This window comes from Rhodococcus sp. T7, from assembly GCF_009872365.1.
Taxonomy (GTDB): Bacteria; Actinomycetota; Actinomycetes; order Mycobacteriales; family Mycobacteriaceae; genus Rhodococcus_F.
This window is the reverse complement of the sequence record NZ_WXYH01000307.1, coordinates 1-555: the sequence shown is the minus strand read 5'-3', so window position 1 is coordinate 555 and position 555 is coordinate 1. Positions and strand designations below refer to the sequence as shown.

1 pseudogene is annotated in these 555 nt (G+C 67.2%); it reads right to left on the bottom strand.

Annotated elements, in window-relative coordinates:
• Positions 1 to 338: 338 nt before the first annotated feature.
• Positions 339 to 555: pseudogene (locus tag MLGJGCBP_RS52010) on the bottom strand (hypothetical protein); the annotation flags it as partial.

Here is a 555-nt window from a genome sequence, read left to right as displayed (position 1 = left end):
CGGCCCAGCATGTAACCCGCACCCACGGCCAACGCCATCTGACCTTTGCCTGTCATCGCCCAACCCTTCGTCGAGTAGATGGGATGCACCTCGGCGCCGGCATCGGCGAAAAGGGTGGGGCCGTGGTCGGTGGGTGGTGCGTTCGTTCCCCCGCCGACTACCCCGGGGCGGCGACGCTCAATCCGCCGCGGAACATCCCCAAGCCGGGACAGTCACCGACGAAGCAAGCCAGGGTCCCGAAGTGGCTCGAGAGCCTGTTCCTCCTCGACCACCTGGCCGCGCGTATGCGCCGGAACGCTGAGAACCTGCCGATACCAACGCCATCCGGGAATCCCGGGTCAGTTTCCTCGGGCGGGTCGCGGATCGACTCCAGCAGGCGGAGTGCCCTCCGGGATCTCGTCGACGATCTCCCTGATGATGGTCTCCTCGACGTAGCGGCCCCTCACCAGGTACTGGGCGACCGCAGGGTCTGCAGTTTTCAGGGAAACCCGCGTAGCGCGGTTGCATGCGGGTACCCGCTGAGTACGCTGCCCGCGCCGCAATAGCGGACGGGCG